Here is a 21,656-nt window from a genome sequence, read left to right on the forward strand (position 1 = left end):
GTATTCATCGGCATTGCGGGGTTTATCAGGGTGGCATTACACACAAAAGTAGGCATGCAGGAGAGATAATGAATATTAGAAACAAAGGGATAGAAAACGATAGCGCAGAGGCGATGTCCGCCAACCGGCTGTTGCTGGGGGCGACGCTGGCGCTACTGCCCTTCGCGCAAAACGCTTTTGCCGCGGCGGACGAGACGATGGTGGTGACTGCCGACGCGCAGAGCAGCGTGACCGCGCCCGTCAAAGGGATCGTCGCCAAAGAGAGCGCCGCCGGCACCAAAACCGCCGCCCCGCTGCGCAAAACCCCGCAGTCCATCTCGGTGGTGACGCGCGAGCAAATGAACGACCAGGAACCGGCGTCGGTCGCCGACGCCTTGAACTACACCAGCGGGGTGATCACCACCTATCGCGGCAATTCCAACCGCAATGACGAAGTGATCAGCCGCGGCTTCCGCTACGCGCCCAAGCTGCTCGACGGCCTGCACTTTGGCCTCTCTAGCCAAAACGGCGGCGCCGGGCAGATCGATCCTTGGTTGCTGGAGCGCGTGGAAATGGTGCACGGCCCGGCCGGCGTGCTTTACGGCCAGGTCAGCCCCGGCGGCGTGGTGGTGATGACCAGCAAACGCCCTACTGCCCAGAGCATTCACGAAGTTAAATTCAGCACCGGCAACCGTCATCTGGCGGAAACGGCGTTCGACTTCGGCGGCAAACTCAACGACGACAACACCCTGTTCTATCGCCTGAACGGTATCGCCAGAACCGAACATGAGTTTGTCAAAGACAGCAAGCAGCAACGGGTGGCCATCGCCCCGGCCTTCACCTGGCTGCCGAACGAAGACACCAGTTTTACGCTGCTGACCAGCTACCAGAACGATCCGAAAGCCGGATCGCGCAACTTCCTGCCGCGCGCCGGCACGCTGTTCCCGACCAGCGCGGGCTATGTGCCCTATGACTTCAACATCAGCGAACCCAGCTTCAACAAGTCGCGGCGCGAGCAGGCGTCGATCGGCTACAGCCTCGAGCACAACTTCAGCGATGCGCTGTCGTTTACCCAGAACCTGCGTTTCACCCACCGTGATGAGGACTATAAATATCTGGTTTATAACGTAAACTCGAAGGTCAACGACCACACCGTCACCCGCATGGCGCAGCATGAAACGCAGATGACCAACGAGTTTGGCGTGGATAACCAGCTGAAGGGCCTGTTCGACACCGGCGAGGTGAAGCACACGGTGCTGGGCGGATTGGATTACCGCTACAGCCATATCGATTCGAAGATGTATCGCGATCGCGGCAACGATTACCCGATCGACTGGGCCAACCCGGTTCGCCCCAGCATCGATGGCAGCACGCTGGCGCTGGCTTCCAGCGATTTGAAGACGCTGAATCAGGTCGGGGTGTATCTGCAGGACCAGCTGGCGTGGAATAACTGGAACCTGCTGCTGTCCGGCCGTCAGGACTGGTCGCAGGTCAACACCCGCGATCGCACCAGCGGCGGCAAAGAGCAGACCTACAATGATGCCCAGTTCACCGGCCGTGCGGGCCTGCTCTACGCCTTCGACAACGGCATTTCGCCGTACGTCAGCTACAGCACCTCGTTCGATCCTAACCTGTACCCGAGCGCGCCGGGCGCCGACCCGCTCAAGCCGACCACCGGCAAACAAACCGAGGTGGGCGTGAAGTACCAGATCCCGGGCGGCAACACCCTGCTGACCCTTTCCTGGTTCGACATCACCCAACGCAATGTGGCGTCTTACAACCGTCTCACCTCCGCCTACGAGCAGATCGGTGAGGTGAAATCCAAAGGGATTGAGGCGGAAGTGCACGCTCAGCCGACGCCGGAGATCAAGCTGATCGCCGCCTACACCTACACCGACGTGGTGACCAAAGACTCTAACGCGGCGGACGAAATCGGCCACAGCCCGGCGGGCATTCCACGCCACGCGGCGTCCGCCTGGGGCAGCTACAGCTTCCTGAGCGGCGCGCTCAACGGCCTGACCGTCGGCAGCGGCGTGCGTTACATCGGCGATGCGCCGGCCGACGCCACCGGCCAGTACGATGTGCCGCACTACACGCTGTACGACGCCATGGTGAAATATGATCTCGGCCAGGCCTCGCCGGCGCTGCGCGGTGCGGCGCTGCAGCTCAACGTGCAGAACCTGACGGACAAGAAATACGTTTCATCCTGCAGCGGCGAGTACGCCTGCTTCTACGGCAGCGGCCGCAGCGTCATCGCTTCGGTGAACTACCGCTGGTAACGAAAAGGGGCGGCCAGCGCCGCCCTTTCTTCCACCTTTCCCGCCGCGTTTACTCTTGCTTCAATTCCCGCAGATGCTTGTACACCGTGGCGCGCCCCATCGACAGCACGTTGGCGATATAGTCCGCCGCGCTTTTGGCCTTGAACGCCCCCTGATGATAGAGATCGCTGACCAGCCGACGTTTCTGTTCGCGGCTCAGCGCGCCGAGCGCAGCGTTCTCGCGCCGCAGCCAGTCATGCAGGAAGGTATTGATCTTCTCTTGCCAGTCGTCTTTGAACAGCTGTTGCGGCTGCGGCTGCAATCGCGTGACCGACAGGAACATATCCAGCGCGTTGCGGGCGTCCTCGAACATCGCGGTGCTCAGGTTGATGCACAGCAGATAGCTGGGGTTACCCTGCTCGTCGCGCGCGGCGATGCTCACCGAGCGCATCTTTTTGCCGTCCCAGTTCAGCTTTTCGTAGGGGCCGGTCACGTTGGCGCCGCCATCAAACGTGAAATCTTCCAGCCCCGCGTCGTCGCCCGGTTTGCGCTTCGACAGGTTGTTCGCCAGGTAGGCTATCTTGTTGGCGGCCAAATCGTGGATCACCACTTCCGCATTCGGGAAAAACAGGGCCGCGATGCCGTCGGCGACTGACCGCAACAGTTCAAGTTGAGAAGAAGAATTCGCCACGCTGGGGTGTCTCCGTATAGCCCGGTTTGGTTTGTTGTTCAGCCGCTTAGCATACCGCAGTTGCCGCCGCTTGCCGAGCGGATGGCGTTGTTTTCCCCCTCACCACCGGCTGCGCCGCAAGTGACCTTTTATCCCGACGGGGGGGCATGATTGGCCATTGCCGGTCGCCGGCGAAATAACGCCCGCCCCTTCAAAGAGGAAAAGGAAATAGGTTAACCACGCCGTTCATCTACCGTTTTTTTATTTAAAAACCGCCCCTTTGCCAATGACATTAATAACCGCACCACCGTTATTGAATTATTGCTTAAGGCCGTTGGCAAGTTGATTAGCAAACTCCCTTATGCAAGAAAAATCTCATACAAATCATCATGTTTTGCATAAGGCAAAGCGCCAATTCAGATTATTCCTAATTATTTATTTCAGACATCAGGAATAAATTTAACCTGCAGTACTGCAATAAGGATGCAGCTTAATTTGAGTTGTATAAGCAATTTAATTTAAAGGACTTTTATTATGAATTATGAATCCAAGGCGGACTGTTCCGCCAACAGCTACATTATTGAAATTTCAAGTTTTAAACTGCCGGCCTCACTCAGCCCTGAAGCGTTTGCCGTATTGGACAAGCGCGTTGAAGAGGAATTTATCTCGAACCAGAACGGGTTTATTTCGCGTGACTCGGGCATCAGCGTAGACAATGAGCCTCGCTGGGTGAACATTGTAAAATGGGAGACGCTGTTGGATGCGGATGAAAACATCTACCAATTTACGCAAGCTTCCGCGCCGGCGTCCGTCAAAGAATATCTGGCGAGTATCGGCGCTGAACCGGTGGAATTACAACGCTATCAGCATACCGGCGCCTAATGCGTATCGGATGACCACGCCACCGCGGCGCGGTCTTCTTTAAACGAAACGCTGATTCGCCAAACCAGAACGGGTGGCCGGCCGCTCGCGGTCACCCGTCCGTTTCAGGTGAACACGCTTTTCAGCCCACTCTCTGCCGCAATACAGTAAAACAACCCCGAATCACGCTTCTCGCTGCCCAGGCAAAACGCGGCGGCAGACGGCGTTTTAACAGGATTTTAACGCTGCCGAGGGGAAACGCCATTGTCAACATAGCAGTTAAATAAAATGAAACTTTTTGATCACATTCAAGCTTCTGAAAAATAGATATAAAGGGTTTTTATGCGTTTTATATGCATAAAGTATGCATGCGCCCGCTAACGCCCGGCGAAAAGTAATTAACTATTCATTTGCCGCCCTGCAGGCGGCGAAAAACCGTCCGCTGGCCCGATGAGCGGGGGGCTAACAACCGGCATAATTAGTGGTAAATTTAGCGGCGCAAAGTGTTATGCGCTTGCTAATCCACGGTTAAACGAAATAAATACCTCTAAAATATAAAGGTTGGTTATGGAAAAGCTATCCTACGCTTCAGACAGCAGCACCACCGCTTGGGCTACATATCTGCAACAAATCGATCGCGTCGCCCCTTACCTCGGCGACCTCTCACGCTGGGTTGATACGCTGCGTCACCCTAAACGCGCTTTGATTGTCGATATCCCGCTGCAGATGGACGATGGCACCATCCGTCACTTCGAAGGCTTCCGCGTACAGCACAACCTGTCGCGCGGGCCGGGTAAAGGCGGTATCCGCTTCCACCCTGATGTCGATCTGAACGAAGTGATGGCCCTGTCCGCCTGGATGACCATCAAGTGCGCCGCGGTCAACCTGCCGTACGGCGGCGCCAAGGGCGGCATCCGCGTCGATCCGTTCAAACTGTCTGAAGGTGAACTGGAGCGACTGACCCGCCGCTACACCAGCGAAATCGGCTTCATCATCGGGCCACAGAAAGACATTCCTGCGCCGGACGTCGGCACCAACGCCAAAGTGATGGCCTGGATGATGGATACCTACTCCATGAACCACGGCACCACCATCACCGGCGTGGTAACCGGTAAGCCAATCCACCTCGGCGGCTCCCTGGGCCGTGAGAAAGCGACCGGCCGCGGCGTGTTCGTGACCGGCAGCGAAGTGGCCAAGCGTCTGGGCGTGCAGATCGAAGGCGCCAAAGTGGCGGTGCAAGGCTTCGGTAACGTGGGCAGCGAAGCGGCTCGCCTGTTCGTCGGCGTCGGCGCTCGCGTCGTCACCATCCAGGACCACTCCGCAACCCTGTTCAACGCCGACGGCATCGATCTGGCCGCGCTGACCGAATACCAGGCCAAGCACAAGCAGATCGCCGGTTTCCCAGGCGCCAGCGAGATCGAAAGCGAAGCGTTCTGGTCGGTTGACATGGACATTCTGATCCCTGCGGCGCTGGAAGGCCAGATCACCCGTCAGCGCGCCGAAATCCTCAGCGCCAAGCTGGTGCTGGAAGGGGCTAACGGCCCAACCTTCCCAGAAGCGGACGACATTCTGCGTTCCCGTAACATCACCGTGGTTCCGGACGTTATCTGTAACGCCGGCGGCGTAACGGTCAGTTACTTCGAGTGGGTGCAGGACATGGCGAGCTACTTCTGGAGCGAGTCCGAGATCAACGAGCGTATGGACAAGATCATGACCGACGCGATGGTCCACGTCTGGAACAAGGCCGCCGAGAAAGAGTGCAGCCTGCGCACCGCCGCTTACATCGTGGCCTGTGAGCGTATCCTGACCGCACGTAAAGAGCGCGGCATCTACCCAGGTTGATGCCCGTTTCCCGGCCTGCCCCGGCAGGCCGGATTTTCCTCAGCGCAAACAGCGTTTCAATACCTTACCGGTACTGGTCATCGGCAAGCGTTCGACAAACTCGACGATACGCGGATACTTGAACGCCGCCAGCCTCTCCCGGCTCCAGGCGATCAGCGCCTCTTCCTCGATCGGCTCCTCCGTCTCTTTCAACACCACCACCGCTTTGATCTCTTCACCCAGCGAAGGATGCTCGACACCGATCACCGCCACCAACGACACCGCCGGATGGCGAATCAGCGCCTCTTCAATCTCGCGCGGATAGACGTTGAACCCGCCGCGAATGATCATGTCCTTGGCCCGATCGACGATGAAATAGAAGCCGTCGGCATCGCGGCGCGCCAGATCGCCGGTGCGGAACCAGCCGTTTTCCAGCACTTCCGCCGTCGCCTCGGGACGGTTCAGATAGCCTTTCATGATGTTGTAGCCGCGCACCGCGATCTCTCCCACCTGATCGACACCGTCGATCGGTTGCCCGGTGACGTCGAGCAAGCGAACCTCCACGCCCCAGATCGGTTGGCCGATAGAGCCGGGTTTGGTCACGCGGTGCGGATGGTTAAAGGTGGCGACCGGGCTGGTTTCCGACAGACCATACCCTTCGAGAATGTTGACGCCGAAGCGGCGCGAGAAATCCTCCAGGATCTGCACCGGCAGGCTGGCCCCGCCGGACACCGCCATACGCAGCGTGCTGCGCAGGCGCTCGATATCCGTATGCTCATCCAGCGCATTCAACAACGCCCAATACATGGTCGGCACGCCGGCAAAAAAGGTAATGCCGTGCCGCTGCATCAGCGCGATGGCCTGCGCGGCGTCGAAGCGTTCGACCAGCACCAGGGTGGCGGCGGCGGAAAATCCGGCATTCATCTGCACCGTCGAACCAAACGTGTGGAACAGCGGCAACGTCACCAGATGGCGATCGGGATCCGTTTCCGAGCCGTCGAACAGCCTCACCGATCCCAGCGCGTTAAGCACCAGGTTGGCGTGGGTCAACTCAGCCCCTTTGGCCCGGCCGGTGGTGCCGCTGGTATACAGCACCACCGCCGTGTCGCTTTCGAGCGTCGCGGCCGAAGCGAACTCGGTGGCCTGTGCGGCTATCGCCGTGCTGAAACGTTCGCCTTCGAGCGGCAGCCGATCGCCGATGATAAACACCTCACGGCATTGCTCCGCCTTCGCCGCCGCCCGCAGCGCCTCTTCCCCCAACGGCAGGCCGCTGCTGCCTTCGAAGCAAAACAACGCCACCGCCGCCGAGTCCGCCAGGTAATAGTCGAACTCTGCGCTCTTAAGCAGAATATTGAGCGGCACCACCACCGCGCCGCTTTTGAGAATGCCGTAATAGATAGCCGGAAACTCCGGCCGATTGGGGCAGGCCAGCGCCACTCGCTCACCGGGCTGCACGCCGCGCGCGACCAGTAAATTCGCCACCCGGTTGGCCATTTCATTCAGCGCCCGATAGCTGAGCGGTATATCGTCCTGTATCACCGCCGGCCGTTCCGGCCAGGTGCGCGCACTTTCTTCAAGCAAGGTAGCCAGATTCAGCATCGGGGATCCTCCCTGGGTTGAGCGGCGAGAAAGCGCCGCAGTATCACGAGTATAGATAGGCGCTTTGCGGTTCGCATTCCCAGGGGCGCTGGGCTATACCTTAGGCATTCCCCCTCCTGCAGGAGTTGTGATCATGAGCAAGAAAAAAATCCTGATGCTGGTCGGCGACTACGCCGAAGATTACGAAACCATGGTGCCGTTTCAGGCATTGCAAATGCTTGGCCATTGGGTGGACGCCGTGTGCCCCGACAAAGCCGTCGGCGACTACATCCAGACCGCGATCCACGACTTTGACGGCGCGCAGACCTACAGCGAGAAACCCGGTCATCGTTTCACCCTGAACGCCGACTTTGCCGCCGCCAAAGAAGAACACTATGACGCGCTGTTGATCCCCGGCGGTCGGGCGCCCGAATACCTGCGCCTGAATCCCGACGTGATCGCGCTGGTGCAGGCGTTCGACGCCGCCAAAAAACCGATCGCTGCCGTATGCCACGGCCCGCAGCTGCTGGCGGCGGCCGGGGTGTTGAAGGGCCGCACCTGCAGCGCCTACCCGGCTTGCGCCCCGGAGGTGCGGCTCGGCGGCGGCCACTATGCGGAGATCGGCATCGATCAGGCGCACGTCGACGGCAACCTGGTCACCGCCCCGGCCTGGCCGGCGCATCCGCAGTGGCTGGCGAAATTCGCCGAGCTGCTGGAGCAGTAACCTGGCGCTAGCGCAATTGCTCGATAAGAAAATGGATGTCGTACAGCCAGCGTTTGGCGCGCGCCGAGCGCACCAGCATCGATACGCACAGCGGCCGGGTGTGTTCTTTACAGGCGGAGGGGGAAAACCAGCGCCCGGTATTGCTCGGCGGCTGGAAATACAGCTCGTGGTTGTAGTTGCTGCTGTCGACGCCGAAGGTATCGAAGTAGCGGCGCATCAGCGTGTTGGAGTCGCTGAACGACAGGTTGAGCGCGGTGTTGATCTCGGTTTCCGGGGTGATGACCGCCCCCTTCTTCTGCCGCCCTGGTGCGTTGAATGCGGCGATAAGCGCGATGACCTGTTGCTGAATGTCTTCTGCCATGACGACCTCGAGCCGATATGAAGAAAAGGTGAATGCAATTATCTGTCTGACTCTGCCCGCCGCGGCGAGTTCGGGCCGCCGCGCGGGTTTTCCGTTTCTTTACACTTTCCATAAGTAAACCGCGCGCCGCCCAACTCGCGGCGCGCGCGGTCGACGGTTAGCGGCTGAGCGCCGCCTTATCGGCGATGACGCCGTTCCCCTGCCGCTCGGCGGCAACCCCGCCGCCCAACACTTTATACAGGGTCGCCTGATTGTCGTACGCGGTCTGCTGTGCGGCGATCAGCGACTGCTGCGCCGTATACAGCGTGCGCTGCGCGTCCAGCAGCGTCAGGTAGCTGTCCACGCCCTGGCGGTAACGCAGTTCGGCCAGGCGATAATATTGCTGCGCCGCCGCCACATAGCCGGTTTGCGCCGCCAGCTGTTCCTGCAGCGTGGCTTTGCGCGCCAGCGCGTCGGCGGTTTCCTGAAATGCCGTCTGCACCGCTTTCTCATAGGTGGCGACATACAGGTCTTTCTGCGCCTGGGTGTAGTTGAGCTGAGCCGTGTTGTAGCCGCCGCTGAAGATCGGCAGGCTGATGCTCGGGGCGAATGACCAGACGCCGGCGCCGTGGCTGAACAGCGCCGAGAGTTCACCGCTGCCCACGCCGCCGCTGGCGGTCAGGCTGATCGACGGGAAGAACGCCGCCCGCGCCGAGCCGATGTTGGCATTGGCGGATTTGAGGTTATGCTCGGCCTGCAGCACGTCCGGCCGCGTCAGCAGCACCTGCGAAGACACCCCGGCCGGCAGATTGCGCATGATTTCGCCGAGCGCATCGATACCGCCGGGCAGCAGGTTTTCCGGCACGCTTTGCCCCACCGCCAAATCCAGCGCGTTTTTCGCCTGCGCGGCGAGGGTGGCGTAGCTGGCGGCGTCCGATCGCGCCTGTTGATAAACGGTTTCCGCCGACGCCACGTCGACCAGCGACGAAATGCCGTGCTGTTGATTGTTGCGCGTCACGTCCAGCGAACGTTTGGCGCTTTCCATCGTCTGCTGCGCCACCGCCAGATTGCTGCGCTCGGCCGCCACCGCCACCCAGTCGGTGACGATATCGGCGATCAGCGTCAGACGGGTGCTTTTCGCCGCTTCCGAGTTGGCCAGATAGGTTTCGAACGCCGCCCGCGACAGGCTGGCGTTCTTGCCGAACAGATCCAGCTCGAACGCGCTGACGCCGCCCTGCGCTTCGTAGCTCTGGCTGATGGCGGTGGCATTGCCGTTGCCGGTCAGCGAACGCCCGCGGCTGCCGTCGGCGGTGGCGGTGATCGTCGGGAACAGCGCCGAGCGCTGCTCACCGTACAGGGCGCGCGCCGAAGCGATATTGGCGATCGCCTCACGCAGATCGCGGCTGCTGTTCAGCCCCATAGCCACCACCTGCCGCAGCCTGGCGTCCTGCACATAGTCGCGCCAGGCGACGTCCGGGTAGCTCAACGCCTGTTTGCCGGCGGCCTCGCCCTGCGGCAGGTTGGCGGGCACCGGCGCCGCCGGGCGATGGTAGTGCGGATCCAGCGACAGACACCCGCTCAGCAGCAGCGGTAAAGTTAACATCATGACTCGTTGCAACACGTTATTCTCCTGCCTGCGACGGCGAGTTGGTGGGCCGACGGGTAAACATGCGGCGCACCAACACATAAAACAGCGGTACGAAAAAGATCGCCAAGGCGGTGGCGGTGATCGTGCCGCCGATAATGCCGGTGCCGATGGCGATTCGGCTGTTGGCGCCGGCGCCGCTGGATACCGCCAGCGGCAGCACCCCGGCGGTGAACGCCAGCGAGGTCATCAGGATCGGCCGCAGGCGCATGCGCGCCGCGTGAACCGCCGCGCCAATCAGCGTTTCCCCCCGCTGGTGCATCTCCTCGGCGAACTCGACGATCAAAATGGCATTCTTCGCCGACAGCCCGATGATGGTGAGCAGCGCCACCTGGAAGTAGATGTCGTTTTCCAGCCCGCGCAGCGTGATCGCCAGCAGTGAGCCCACCACGCCCATCGGCACCACCAACATCACCGCGAATGGAATCGACCAGCTCTCATACAGCGCCGCCAGGCACAGGAACACCACGATGAGCGAAATGGCGTACAGCGACGACGCCTGGCCGCTGGTCAGCCGTTCCTGATAGGACAGCCCGCTCCAGGAGTAGCTGCTGCCGGCGGAGTATTTCGCCGCCAGTTTCTCCATCTCGCTCATTGCCGTACCGGAACTGACACCGGCGGCGCCCTGCCCGGTGATCTCGAACGACGACAGCCCGTTATAGCGCGACAGGTTCTCCGGCCCGTAGATCCAGTGCGAGGACGCAAAGGCGGAGAACGGCGTCATGCTGCTGGCGCCCGATGCATTGGTGCCGCGCACAAACCAGCGGTCGAGGTCTTCCGGCTTGGCGCGGTACTGCACGTCGCCCTGCATATAGACTTTTTTCACCCGGTTGCGGTCGATAAAGTCGTTGATGTAGGTGCTGCCGAACGCGCTGCTGAGGGTGCTGTTGACGTCCGCGGCGCTCAGGCAGAGTGCCTGCAGTTTGCCGTTGTCGATCGCCACCTGCAGCTGCGGGGTGTCCGGCAAGGTGTTGGCTCGCACTGCCAGCAATGCCGGATTGTTGCTGGCGGCGGCGACGATCTGATCGCGCATCGCCTGCAGCTCGGCGCGGGTGGTCGCCCCCTTGGCCTGAAGTTCGAAGGTGAAGCCATCGGACTGGCCAAAGCCGTCGATCGCCGGTGGGCTCATGGAGAACACCTGGGCGTCGCGCAGCGAGGCGAAGTGCGCCATGGCGCGTTTGGCGATGGCGTCGGCGGTGTTTTCGCTGCCGCCGCGTTGGCTCCAGTCTTTGAGGCTGACGAACGCCATACCGGCGTTTTGCCCGCTGCCGCTGAAGCCGAAACCGTTGATGGTGAAAATGGTGCTGACGTTGGCCTTTTCCTGCTCAAGAAAATAGGCGGTCACCGCCTCGCTCACCGCCGAGGTGCGCGAGTTGGTGGCGCCGGCCGGCAAGGTGTACTGCACCATCACCGAGCCCTGATCCTCGTTGGGCAGGAAGCCGGTCGGCAAACGCAGATACATTACGGCGGCGGCGATCAACAGCAGGCCGTACAGCAGCAGATAGCGCGTTGGCCGGTGGATCACTGCGCCGACCTTGTCGGCGTACTTCGCCTGCAACCGGTCATAACCGCGGTTGAATTTGCCCAGCAGCCCGGTGTCAGTCTGCGCGTCGTGCGCGGGTTTCAGCAACGTGGCGCACAAGGCCGGCGCCAGCGTCAACGCCAGCACCACCGACAACACCATCGAGGAGACGACGGTGATCGAAAACTGGCGGTAGATCACCCCGGTGGAGCCGCCGAAGAACGCCATCGGCAGAAACACCGCCGACAGCACCAGCGCGATGCCGACCAGCGCACCGGTGATTTCGCGCATCGATTTCTCCGTCGCCTCGCGCGGCGGCAGCTTATCCTCGCGCATCACCCGTTCGACGTTTTCCACCACCACAATGGCGTCATCCACCAATAGCCCGATCGCCAACACCATGCCGAACAGCGTCAGGGTATTGATCGAATAGCCGAACGCCGCCAGCACGCCGAAGGTGCCCAGCAACACCACCGGCACGGTAATGGTCGGGATCAGCGTGGTGCGCAGGTTTTGCAGGAACACGAACATCACCACCACCACTAACGCCACCGCTTCAAACAGCGTTTTCACCACCTCTTCGATCGAGATGTTGATGAAGTCGGTGCTGTCTTTCGGGTAGGCCACCTTGTAGCCCTGCGGCATGGCGCTTTGGTACTCCACCACCTTGGCCTTTACCAGTTTGGCGGTGCTCAGGGCGTTGGCGCCCGCCGCCAGCTTGACCGCGATCCCCGCCGCCGGGTGGCCGTTGAGGTGCGCGCTGGCGGAGTAGTCTTCGTTGCCCAGCTCAACCCGCGCCACGTCGCCCAGCCGCACCAGCGCCCCGCTGCTGTCGCTTTTCAGGATGATATTGCGGAACTGTTCCGGCGTTTGCAGCCGCGACTGCGCCTTCACCGTGGCGGTCAGCTGCTGGTCGGCGGCGGCCGGCAGATCGCCTATCTTGCCGGCGGACACCTGGGTGTTTTGCGCCTCGATCGCCGTCTGCACGTCGGAAGGCATCAGCGAAAAGCTCGCCAGTTTGGTCGGATCCAGCCAGATGCGCATCGCGTATTCCGAGCCGAACACCTGCACGTCACCGACGCCCTCGATGCGTGACAGCGGATCCTGCAGGTTGCTGGCCAGATAGTCGGAGATATCGGCCATCGTCGCCTTGTCGCTTTCGTCATACAGCCCGACGATCAGCAGAAAGCTGCTCTGGGATTTTTTGACCGTCACGCCCTGCGCGGTGACGGCGCTCGGCAGACGACTTTCCGCCTGCTGCACCTTGTTTTGCACCTGCACCTGAGCGATATCCGGATCGGTGCCCTGCTCAAAGGTGACGTTGATGCTGACCGAGCCGCTGGCGCTGCTGGTCGATGAGAAATACAGCAGGCCGTCCAGGCCGGTGAGCTGCTGCTCAATCACCTGGGTGACGCTGTTTTCCAGCGTTTCCGCGTCCGCGCCCGGGTAGGTGGCGGAGATGGCGATCTGCGGCGGTGAGACGTCCGGGTACTGCGAGACGGGCAATGAATTGATCGACATCAGACCGCACAGCATGATGATGATGGCGATCACCCAAGCGAATACCGGACGCCGGATAAAGAACTGCGCCATATCACTGCTCCCCGCGTTGGGTTTTGTCGACCGAGACGTCTACCGGCTTCACCGCGGCGCCGATCGTCACCTTGCCGGTGCCTTCGACGATCAGGCGATCGCCGTCGTTCAGCCCGCTGTCGATCAGCCAGTTGCTGCCCACCACCCGTTCGGCGCTGACGGTGCGTTGCGCCACTTTGTTTTGCTCGTTTACCACCAACGCGGTGGCTTCCCCTTTGGCGTTGCGGGTGATGCCCTGCTGCGGCGCCAGGATGGCTTTGGGATCGACGCCGTTATCCACCGTGGCGTGGACATACATGCCGGGCAACAGCTCATGTTCGGGGTTGGGGAACACCGCGCGCAGCGTGACCGAACCGGTGGCCTCATCCACCGCCACCTCGGTCAACTCCAGCTTGCCGGCGTGGGCATAAGGCGTGCCGTCCTCCAGCTTGATGGCGACCGGCGTGACCGCACCGCGCTGCAAAGCGGCCTGCTGACGGCGCAGTTTAAGCAACTGGGCGCTGGACTGGGTCAGATCGACATAGATCGGATCCAACGCGCGGATGGTGGCCAACGCATCGGTCTGGCCGGCGGTGACCAGCGCGCCCGGCGTCACCGACGAAATGCCGATGCGGCCGGCGATCGGCGCCCGCACCTGGGTATAGGCGAGGTTGATGCGCGCCGTTTCCAGCGCCGCCTGATACTGCGCCACCGACGCCACGGCCTGCAGATACGCGGCTTTGGCGTCGTCTGCGTCCTGTTTGGAAACGCCGTTCTCTTTCACCAGCGCCGCATAGCGCTGCGATTTGAGCCGGGTGGATTGCACCGTGGCCTGAGCGTTTTTCAGCTGGGCGGCGGCCTGATCGTAGCTGGCCTGATAGCTGGCGGGGTCAATTTGATACAAGACCTGCCCGGCTTTCACCTCGGCCCCTTCGGTAAACAGCCGCTGCTTGATGATGCCGTCGACCTGCGGCCGCACGTCGGAGGTCATGGTGGCGTTAACCCGGCCGGTCAACTCGCTGCTCAGGGTTACAGACTGGCTGCGCAACGTGACGACGCCGACCTCCCGTTCACCGCCTGCGCCCGTCGGCGCGCCGGCGTTTTGCCCATCGCAGGCGGCCAGCGACAGCGAAAGCCCCAGCGCCAAAAGCGTTTTCCTCTGCATTGCAATACGATCCTATTGAGAATGACTATTCTCAATATATCGAATGCCGGAATGCGCTTCTGAAAGGGTTGCGTAAGGATTGCGTAAAATCTTTTCGAAGCGGAAAACAGTGGCGCAATCTCGTTCAGCGCGGTTTCAGCACATTGCCGCAGCGGTTTTTAGCCAATGCAATAAAGCGTTCCACTTCAGCCGGGGGCAGCGCCGCGTGGGATTTTTAGGGTTTAACCAGCCTAAACACCGTTTTGGTGTGCCAATAGTAGTCGATCGCTGCCGAAATAGTCGGCATCCAGTCGTCCGGCTCATAGGGCACGAAGCCGGAAAAACCCAGCCTGCGGGCAGAGACCTGGAACCCCGCGGCGGAGAAAATACGCGCATAATCGTCCAGAGAACGATCCTGCACCACGGTATGCGTCTGTTCAGCCACCCTTTCGCGCCATTGCGGCCACTGCGGGTTATCGGTGTGGCAACCGGTCACCGCATAATAAACGCCGCCCGGCTTCAGCACCCGCAGCATATCGGCGGCATGCTGCGCGATATCTTCAATCAGGTAGATGACTTCATGACTGAAGGCGATATCGAAGTGATTCTCATAGCCCGTCAACCGCGTGTCGGTCTGATAAACGATCGGCAGGTTTCCTTTCAGGCGGTTGGCTTGTTCGACGGATTGGCGGGCGATATCAACGCCGATCCCCTCACTAAATGGCCGAATTTGATGCAACAGGCGCAGAAAACCGCCCTGATTGCAACCGAAGTCCAGCACCCTGACGCCGGACAGTTCGCGTTCCGGCACCAGGCTCAGCAGATGCCGCCAGATGGGCGCATGGCCTTCGGCCATAGCCTGTTCTGCGTGCGGATCGCGATACCAGGTGGGAATGCTCGAGGATGAGTCGTTCATTATGGCCTCCTTATGTTTCCACTCAGCCAACCACACCCGATGATGACAAACAACCGCACGCGCATTTTTTGAACATTCACTGGTCTGGTTTGCCATGCACCGGCAGTTGGCTGGTCACGCAGTGAATGCCGCCGCCGCCGGCGGCGATCGCGTCGATCTCCAGTTGCACCACCTTGCGCTGCGGATAGAGCGCCGACAGCAGCGCAAACGCCGCCTTGTCCGCCTGCGGGTCGCCAAACTCCGGGGCGATCACCGCGCCGTTGATAACGAAATAGTTGATGTAGCCCGCCGCGAAATCGGGATTGCGGCGGCTGAAACGGCTGTCGCGCGGTGCCTGCGGCGGCGAGAGCGTATGCACCTGCAGCGTGCGGCCGTCGGCGTCGGTCGCTGTCTTGAGGATCGCCAGATGCGCCTGGGTGACCGCATGATCGTAAGAGGTCGGGTCGGTGTCCAGATTGGCCACCACCACGCCCGGCCGCACGAAACGGGCGTAAAAATCGACGTGGGCATCGGTGATGTCCCGGCCTTTAATGCCCGGCAGCCAGATAATTTTACGCAGGCCGAGCATCGCCTTCAGCTCCTGCTCAACCCGATCCCTGCTCCAGCCCGGGTTGCGGTTCGCATTAACCCAACTGCTCTCGGTCATGATGCCGGTGCCGCGCCCATCCACTTCAATGCCGCCGCCTTCGCCTACCAGTGCGCTGCGGCGCGGTTGAGCGACGCCGTATCGCCTGGCGGCAAACCCTGCCAGACGCGCATCCCTGGCATGCTGCTGCTTATCGCCCCAGCCGTTGAAGTTGAAATCCACCGCGCCCAGTTCGCCGGCATCATTGACGACGAAATTGGCGCCGATGTCGCGCATCCAGATATCATCCAGCTCGGTGACGACATAGCTGACGTTGTGACTACCGCAGATGGCCTCGGCCAATTGCCGTTCACGCTCGCGGCAAAAAACCGTCAACGGCTGAAATTCGGCGATGGCGCGGGCGATACGCCCCTGTGCCGCCCGCACGTCCGCCGTGAAGTCGCCCCAAATCGCGCGCTGCGCGCCGAACGCGATAAACGCCCGCTGTTGCGGTTCCCCTTCATCCGGCAAGCGCCAGGCCGGATTAAGCGCAGCTTTTGCGTGACCGCGTAACGAAATACCCAATGATGCCGTCAAGCCAACGCCGGCCACCGCCGAAAGCTGCTTGATAAAGGTGCGACGCGTTGACATAAACGCCCTCTTTTAATTAATTTAAATTCAATTGGTTAACCGGTTTTTTCGCTCTCCGGGAATTGAATCTCATGCTAGTCTTCCCCTGCCGCTGCGACAAACGATATATTTAGTGGATATCTGATTAGACAGGCTTATTGATAATGTTAAAACACTGGCCCCCGTTAAGCGCATTGCGCGGTTTTGAAGCGGCGGCGCGTCTGGGCAGTTTTCATCAGGCCGCCGAAGAGCTGCACCTTACCCAGTCGGCGATCAGCCAGCAGATCCGCAGCCTCGAGGCGTTTCTGGAACAGCCGCTGTTTTTCCGCACCGGCCGCAGCGTGACGCTGACCGATGCCGGCCACGATCTGTTCAGCACCGCGCAGGTGATGCTGCAACAATTGGCCGTCGGCATTCGTCGTCTGGACCAGTACCGCAAACCCAATCAGTTGATCGTCAACACGACGCCGGCCTTTGCCCGCCACTGGCTGACGCCACGGCTGGGCGAGTTCAACCAGCGGCATCCGCAGATAGATCTGTGGCTCTTCACCAGCTTCGAGCCACCGGATATGGCGACGGACAGCATCGACTTGGCGATCCGCGACGATCTCAGCGCGCAGGCGGACTGCACCTTTAAGGTTCTCTGCACCGACCGGCTTTATCCCGCCTGCCACCCCAGCCTATTGGCGCTGGCGGCGGAGCAGCGCGTCACGCTGCACGGCGAACGCGAAATGGACTGGAGCCACTGGACGGTGGCGGGCGGCGCGCACGTCGGCCAGCGCGACAGCGGGCTGAATTTCTCCGATCCCGGCCTGCTGCTGGACGCCGCCTGCCAGGGGCTGGGCATCGCGTTGGTCAGTCAGCTGTTGGCGCAGCAAGCGCGTGACGCCGGGTTGCTGCATCCGTTAACCGAGCAACGCGTGCGCGGCGCCAACTGGGCGTGGCTGCTGCATCGCGACAGCGAACACAATCCGCTCGCCCGGCACTTCTGCCAATGGCTGCAATCGACGCTGCCGGCCGACGCATAACGCGCCACATCACGATTTGCTACTCTGGTCAGGCGGCCCCGCCTGACCGCTGCTACTTTCAATAAAGCGCCGCAACAGCCCGAATAAAACGCGCTAACCCGCTGTTTCAAAAATAATTAGTTGAATTCACCTGATAACTGAACATCGCTAAAAGGATCTTCTATGTCTGCCGGTTTATTGAAAACGATAGCTCTGAGCGTGACCCTGGCCTGCACCGTTCCCGCCGCCTTTGCCGCCGATCTGACCGCTGGCGCGGTCGCCGCTCCGGATCAGTATGGCGCAAAAGTCGCCGCGCATATTCTGCAGGCCGGCGGCAATGCGGTCGATGCGGCGGTCGCCACCGCCTTTACCCTGGCGGTCACCTACCCTGAAGCCGGCAATATCGGCGGCGGCGGCTTTATGACGCTGTACGTCGACGGCAAACCCTATTTCCTCGACTACCGCGAAGTGGCGCCCAAGGCCGCCGGCAAAACTATGTACCTGAACGAGAAAGGCGAAGTGATCGAGAATCTCAGCCTGGTGGGCAGTCGCGCCGCCGGCGTGCCGGGCACCGTGCTGGGATTGTGGGAAGCCCATAAACGCTTCGGCAAGCTGCCGTGGGCCGAACTGCTGACGCCGGCGATCGGCTACGCCCGGCAAGGTTTCACCGTGGCGGATCAGCAGTATCAGTACCGCGAAGACGCCAACAAGCTGTTTGCCGGTAAAACCAACTTCGGCGACTATTTCGGCGCCATGAAGCCCGGCACGGTGTTCAAACAGCCGGAGCTGGCCGCCACCCTTGAGCGCATCGCCAAATCGGGCGCCGACGATTTTTATCACGGCGAAACCGCCCGCCTGCTGGTGGCGCAAATGCAGCGCGACAACGGGCTGATCGGCGCGGCGGATCTGGCCGACTACCGGGTGAAATGGCGTGAACCGATGCGCATCAGCTGGCGCGGCAACACCGTGTATACCGCCCCGCTGCCCAGCTCTGGCGGAATCGCGCTGGCGCAGCTGCTGGGGATCAAAGAAGATCGCGCCGCCGACTTCAAGGGCGTGCCGCTCAACTCGGCGCGCTATATCCACCTGCTGGCGGAAATCGAAAAACGCGTGTTCGCCGATCGCGCCGACTACCTCGGCGACCCGGATTTCACTAACGTGCCGGAAGCGCAGCTGATCGCCCCCGACTACCTGCAAAAACGCGCCGCCGAGATTAACCCGACGGCGATCTCGCCGACCGAGCAGGTGCGGCCGGGGCTGGAAAACCACCAAACCACCCACTTCTCTATCGTCGATGCGGCCGGCAACGCGGTCAGCAACACCTATACGCTCAACTGGGACTTCGGCAGCGGCGTGGTGGTCAAAGGCGCCGGTTTCCTGCTCAACGATGAGATGGACGACTTCAGCGCCAAACCCGGCGTCGCCAACGCCTTTGGCGTGGTGGGCAGCGACGCCAACGCCATCGAGCCGGGCAAACGCATGCTCTCCTCGATGAGCCCGACCATCATCACCCGCGACGGCGACGTCACCCTGGTGATCGGCACGCCGGGCGGATCGCGCATCTTCACCTCGATCTTCCAGGTGATCAACAATCTCTACGATTACCATCTGCCGCTGGCGCAGGCGGTGGCCGCCCAGCGCGTGCATCACCAACTGTTGCCGAAGGACACCGTTTATTACGACAGCTTCGCGCCGCTGACCGGCAAACCGGCGGACGAGCTGAAAGCCATGGGCTACACCCTGGAAGATCAGGGCTGGAACATGGGGGATATTCAGGCTATCCGCATCGATGGCCGCACGCCGGAAACCGCGTCCGATCCGCGCGGCCGCGGCGTGGGGCTGGTGGTGAAAAAGTAACCCTCCGGCGGCCCGCCTCCGATTAGACGGGCCGCCGCTCTCCCCGCACAGATGGCCGCTGTCTCCTTTTTCACTCATCTATACTGAATCGACAGGCCTGCGTTCAACGACGGCGGCGCCTGCGGTCCGCCTTGGACGATAAGGATAATATTCATAGTAAATCAATCACCTGCATTTATCGTAAGCGGTGTCGGAGGCAATCAATAATGGCGAAAAGACGAGCAGTTCCCGGGGTTCATCCCTACGATGGGCCCGCCGGCGGTTGGGGCGCGCTGAAAGCGACGGCCATCGCCGTGCGCACACAGATGGATACCCTGGAGGCGCCGGTAACGCTGATGCGCACCAATCAGCCCGACGGGTTTGATTGCCCGGGATGCGCATGGCCGGATAAAGAACATCGATCCACCTTCCAGTTTTGCGAAAACGGCGCCAAAGCCGTGACCTGGGAAGCGACCAGCAAACGCGTGACGGCCGAATTCCTGGCGCAAAATACAGTGACCTCACTGCTGCGGAAAACCGACTATGAACTGGAGGATTATGGTCGCCTGACCACGCCCCTGTTCTATGACGCCGGGACCGACACGCTGCGCCCGCTGGCCTGGGATGAGGCGTTTCAACGCATTGCCGCCGTTTTGCAGACGCTGCCGCCGGAGCAGGTGGAGTTTTATACCTCCGGCCGGGCGTCCAATGAGGCTGCCTATCTGTTCCAGCTGTTTGCGCGGGAATTTGGCAGCAATAACTTCCCCGACTGTTCCAATATGTGCCATGAGCCGACCAGCGTTGGCCTGCCCCAGTCGATCGGCATCGGCAAAGGCACCGTGTCGCTGGACGACTTTGACAGCGCGGAGCTGATTATCTCCATCGGGCACAATCCGGGCACCAATCACCCGCGCATGATGGGCACGCTGCATGAGCTGGCGCGCAAAAAAGTGCCGATTATCGTGTTCAATCCGCTGCGCGAGCGGGCGCTCGAGCGTTTCACCGATCCGCAAAACGTCATCGAAATGGCGACCTACAGTTCGACCCCTATCGCCTCCACCTACTATCAGGTCAAAGCCGGCGGCGACGCCGCAGCGCTCAAAGGCATCGCCAAAGCGCTGCTGCAGTTGGATGACGAACATGGCAATGCGCTGGACCACGCCTTTATTGCCGAGCACACGGAAGGTTTTGCGGATTTCGCCGCCGATCTGAAGACCACCGGTTGGGATGCGATTGAGGCGGAGAGCGGCCTGGCGCGCCTGGATCTGGAACAGGTCGCCGCCGCTTACGCGAAATCCAACGCCACCATCGTGACCTACGGCATGGGCATTACGCAGCACAATAAAGGCACCGCCAACGTGCGCCTGATTGCCGATCTGCTGTTGCTGCGCGGCAACATCGGCAAACCGGGCGCCGGCATCTGCCCGCTGCGCGGCCACTCCAACGTGCAGGGCAACCGCACCGTCGGCATCACCGAAAAACCCTCGGCCGATTTTTTGGCGAAGCTGGAAACGGTGTTTGGCTTCACGCCGCCCAAAGCCCACGGTCACGATGCCGTGAAATGCATGCAGGCGATGATCGACGGCGCCTCGAAGGCGTTGATCTGCCTGGGGGGCAACTTCGCCGTGGCGCTGCCGGACCCCGAGCAGAGTTTCCCGGCGATGAAAGCGCTGGAATTAAGCGTGCATATCGGCACCAAACTCAACCGCAGCCATTTGTTGGTGGCGAAAGAAACCCTCATTCTGCCCTGTCTGGGACGTACCGAACTGGACATGCAGGCCGGCGGGCGACAATCGGTGACGGTGGAGGATTCGATGTCGATGGTTCACGCCTCGTCCGGCAAATTAAAACCGGCGTCGGAGCTGTTGCGTTCGGAACCCGCCATTGTGGCCGGCATGGCCAAAGCGGTGATGCCTGCCAGCAAGGTGCCCTGGGATGAACTGATCGAAGATTACGACGTGATCCGCGATTTGATCGAAAAAACCATCCCCGGCTTCGACGATTACAACGCGCGCATTCGTCAACCCGGCGGTTTCCGCATGCCGCTGCCGCCGACCGAGCGCCAGTGGCCGACGGCGACGGGCAAGGCGATGTTTTCCGTATTCAGCGGGCTGCATGAGGACGAGACAACAGCAGACAAAGACACGCTGCGGCTGATCACGCTGCGCAGCCACGATCAGTACAACACCACCATCTATGCTCTGGACGATCGCTACCGCGGGGTCTTCGGCCGGCGCGACGTGCTGTTCATGAATGACAGCGATCTGCAACGTTTGGGGCTGGAACATGGCGACGTGGTCGATCTGGAAACGGCGCTGCCCGGCAGCACCCAGCGCCTGGAAGGCATCACGGTGATCGCCTACAACATCTCAGCCGGTTCGGTCGGCGCCTACTACCCGGAGGCCAACGTGCTGGTGCCGCTGCATTACATCGATGAGGAGAGCGGCACGCCTTCGTATAAATCGGTGCCGATCCGCGTGAAGTTGAGATCCAAAGAGGTGCGTGCGGTCGATATCGCCTGACGGGCACACTACGGCCCCCAAACCGGCGTCTGGTTGGGGGCCATTTTTATCAGAGTAAGAACAGCG

At 61.1% G+C, this 21,656-nt stretch carries 15 protein-coding genes; 7 read left to right on the forward strand and 8 right to left on the reverse strand.

Annotation, left to right across the window (positions count from 1 at the left end; genetic code table 11):
* Positions 1-68: 68 nt before the first annotated feature.
* Complete coding sequence (locus ACSBQV_RS03845) at positions 69-2,258, forward strand: TonB-dependent siderophore receptor (protein ID WP_099783122.1); 2,190 nt, start codon at positions 69-71, stop codon at positions 2,256-2,258.
* Positions 2,259-2,307: 49 nt separating this feature from the next.
* Here the strand turns inward: ACSBQV_RS03845 and ACSBQV_RS03850 are convergent, their stop codons facing one another.
* Entirely contained in the window at positions 2,308-2,928 is a 621-nt protein-coding gene (locus tag ACSBQV_RS03850; protein ID WP_042784528.1) for a helix-turn-helix transcriptional regulator, read from the reverse strand.
* Positions 2,929-3,441: 513 nt separating this feature from the next.
* On the opposite strand from ACSBQV_RS03850, the gene ACSBQV_RS03855 reads away from it, so the two are divergent.
* Together ACSBQV_RS03855 and ACSBQV_RS03860 are read left to right on the forward strand one after the other, a co-directional pair.
* Entirely contained in the window at positions 3,442-3,789 is a 348-nt protein-coding gene (locus ACSBQV_RS03855) for an antibiotic biosynthesis monooxygenase family protein (RefSeq protein ID WP_033643118.1), read from the forward strand.
* A gap of 546 nt (positions 3,790-4,335) precedes the next feature.
* Positions 4,336-5,610, forward strand: coding sequence for a Glu/Leu/Phe/Val family dehydrogenase (locus ACSBQV_RS03860; RefSeq protein ID WP_004937972.1), 1,275 nt, complete (start codon positions 4,336-4,338; stop codon positions 5,608-5,610).
* A gap of 39 nt (positions 5,611-5,649) precedes the next feature.
* On the opposite strand, the gene ACSBQV_RS03865 is transcribed toward ACSBQV_RS03860, so the two are convergent.
* Entirely contained in the window at positions 5,650-7,188 is a 1,539-nt protein-coding gene (locus ACSBQV_RS03865) for a long-chain-fatty-acid--CoA ligase (protein ID WP_046898328.1), read from the reverse strand.
* A gap of 133 nt (positions 7,189-7,321) precedes the next feature.
* Here ACSBQV_RS03865 and ACSBQV_RS03870 point away from each other — a divergent pair, with 133 nt between their 5' ends.
* Positions 7,322-7,891, forward strand: a complete 570-nt coding sequence (locus ACSBQV_RS03870; protein WP_033643121.1) for a DJ-1/PfpI family protein — start codon at positions 7,322-7,324, stop codon at positions 7,889-7,891.
* Positions 7,892-7,898: 7 nt separating this feature from the next.
* On the opposite strand, the gene ACSBQV_RS03875 is transcribed toward ACSBQV_RS03870, so the two are convergent.
* The 6 genes from ACSBQV_RS03875 to ACSBQV_RS03900 all read right to left on the reverse strand — a co-directional run bounded on the left by ACSBQV_RS03875 (position 7,899) and on the right by ACSBQV_RS03900 (position 16,246).
* Positions 7,899-8,252: a DUF1493 family protein gene (locus ACSBQV_RS03875; RefSeq protein ID WP_033643122.1), complete on the reverse strand. Its 354-nt coding sequence runs from the start codon at positions 8,250-8,252 to the stop codon at positions 7,899-7,901.
* 157 nt (positions 8,253-8,409) lie between these two features.
* Positions 8,410-9,852, reverse strand: coding sequence for an efflux transporter outer membrane subunit (locus ACSBQV_RS03880; protein ID WP_143557057.1), 1,443 nt, complete (start codon positions 9,850-9,852; stop codon positions 8,410-8,412).
* A gap of 1 nt (position 9,853) precedes the next feature.
* Positions 9,854-12,991: an efflux RND transporter permease subunit gene (locus ACSBQV_RS03885; protein WP_099818261.1), complete on the reverse strand. Its 3,138-nt coding sequence runs from the start codon at positions 12,989-12,991 to the stop codon at positions 9,854-9,856.
* Between the two features lies 1 nt (position 12,992).
* Positions 12,993-14,135, reverse strand: a complete 1,143-nt coding sequence (locus tag ACSBQV_RS03890) for an efflux RND transporter periplasmic adaptor subunit (protein ID WP_099783128.1) — start codon at positions 14,133-14,135, stop codon at positions 12,993-12,995.
* Positions 14,136-14,349: 214 nt separating this feature from the next.
* Positions 14,350-15,030, reverse strand: coding sequence for a class I SAM-dependent methyltransferase (locus ACSBQV_RS03895; protein ID WP_099783130.1), 681 nt, complete (start codon positions 15,028-15,030; stop codon positions 14,350-14,352).
* A gap of 76 nt (positions 15,031-15,106) precedes the next feature.
* Complete coding sequence (locus tag ACSBQV_RS03900; RefSeq protein ID WP_099783132.1) at positions 15,107-16,246, reverse strand: agmatine deiminase family protein; 1,140 nt, start codon at positions 16,244-16,246, stop codon at positions 15,107-15,109.
* Between the two features lie 143 nt (positions 16,247-16,389).
* Between ACSBQV_RS03900 and ACSBQV_RS03905 the strand changes: the two genes are divergently transcribed.
* From ACSBQV_RS03905 to ACSBQV_RS03915, 3 genes are all read left to right on the forward strand, one after another.
* Entirely contained in the window at positions 16,390-17,253 is an 864-nt protein-coding gene (locus ACSBQV_RS03905; RefSeq protein ID WP_033650363.1) for a LysR substrate-binding domain-containing protein, read from the forward strand.
* A 162-nt stretch (positions 17,254-17,415) separates the two neighbouring features.
* Entirely contained in the window at positions 17,416-19,089 is a 1,674-nt protein-coding gene (ggt, locus tag ACSBQV_RS03910) for a gamma-glutamyltransferase (protein WP_099783134.1), read from the forward strand.
* 203 nt (positions 19,090-19,292) lie between these two features.
* A complete protein-coding gene (locus ACSBQV_RS03915; RefSeq protein WP_099783217.1) occupies positions 19,293-21,590 on the forward strand; it encodes an FdhF/YdeP family oxidoreductase in 2,298 nt (765 codons plus the stop codon).
* Positions 21,591-21,656: the final 66 nt, after the last annotated feature.

This window comes from Serratia sp. B501, from assembly GCF_051172315.1.
Lineage (GTDB): Bacteria > Pseudomonadota > Gammaproteobacteria > Enterobacterales > Enterobacteriaceae > Serratia > Serratia ureilytica.